Raw genomic sequence first — 1,540 nt, forward strand, 5'->3', positions numbered from 1 at the left:
GTTATATACAACACAACATCCGGCTTATTTAGCATTGATTGAAAAAATCCAGGTTCTGAAAGATGAAAAGAAAAATCTGAATGAAAAAGTCAGCACCTTGCCTCTGACGCAACAGGAAGTCGTCAGATTGACGCGTGATGTCCAATCGGGTCAGCTCGTTTATATGCAGTTGTTGAATAAGCAGCAAGAACTTAAAATCAGCCAGGCAAGTACTATTGGCTCTGTCAGAATTATCGACAGTGCCGTCACAGGATTAAAACCGGTTAAGCCTGATAAAGTCCTGGTAATATTTATCTTTGCTTGCCTGGGATTGATTTCATCAGTTGGATTTATACTGGCACAGGTCTCATTACAGCAGGGTATCGACTCCGCAGAAATACTTGAAGATATCGGTCTTAATGTCGTTTCAAATGTGCCTCTGTCAGAGTGGAGGRATGATCACTATTCTCATTCTATGAGTGATACTCGGCCTGTTAGTTTGTTAGCACTTGAAAAAGCATCAGATATTGCGATAGAAGCTCTGAGGAATTTAAGAACCAGTTTGTATTTCTCGATGATGGAAGCTCGTTCAAATGTGTTGATGATCTCCGGTGCCACTCCGGAGGTAGGGAAAACATTCATCAGCTCCAACCTTGCAGTGGTGGTGAGTCAGGCTGACAAGCGGGTCTTATATATTGACTGTGATATGCGAAAAGGATATGCGCATCGGATCTTCGATGTTAAGAACGTCGGGTTAACCGATGCGATTACGGGTTCAATCACGTGTCAGGAAGCTGTTCAGAGTACTAAAATCCCCGGACTGGATATTATCACTCGCGGGAAGTGGTCAAAAAACCCTTCAGAGCTTTTGCTGCGTAAGCAGTATCACGATCTTATTCATTGGGCCTCAGACAATTATGATTTCGTCATACTTGATGCGCCACCAGTCCTTGCGGTAAGCGATGCCGTTATTATAGGTAGGTACGCAGGTATTTCTATGCTGGTCGCTAAATTTGAGCAGAGCACAGTGCGTGAAATAGAATCCGCAATCAGAGTATTTAACAGAAATAACATTGATATTAATGGAGTGATACTCAACGCAGTAGTTAATAAACCTTCTGGTTTTTATAACTATGGGAAAAAAGAAATTTATGAATATCATTCGCCTGAAACATGAGAGTTTACCACTGAGTTTTGATATTGCAGGGGTTAACAGAGATTCTTATTTTTGACAATCAAGACTGAATCACGATGCTTATCATGCCAGTTAGTGAAAAATAATGAGAAAGATATTCAGTGATAGTATTATGTATGTCGGCGGGGAACTGATTGTAAAAATCTTCCCCTTCCTTCTTCTCCCTGTTCTCTCACGTGCTTTAGGCCCTGAGCAGTATGGGAAAATATCCTTATTTAATGCCTATGTCGCGGTCTTCTTTGTCTTCATTGGACTAAACGCATCTGCCGCAATAATTAAGTACGAATATACGCAAGAAGATTACAACTCGGCAGACTATTTCTTCTCCTCTGTCATTATATCATCCGTTGCCTTTATCCTTTGCGT

Annotated in this window: 2 protein-coding genes; both read left to right on the forward strand. The window is 41.2% G+C overall.

Translation table 11 applies throughout. The features are described from left to right. Window positions 1-1,156, forward strand: a 1,156-nt coding sequence (locus AC1DUO_RS24865; protein ID WP_477989324.1) for a polysaccharide biosynthesis tyrosine autokinase, incomplete at its 5' end; no start/stop codon positions are given. 103 nt (window positions 1,157-1,259) lie between these two features. After that, window positions 1,260-1,540: lipopolysaccharide biosynthesis protein (locus tag AC1DUO_RS24870; RefSeq protein WP_477989326.1), on the forward strand; the 281-nt coding region annotated here is incomplete at its 3' end.

Source organism: Rahnella sp. P4_A8, assembly GCF_056402435.1.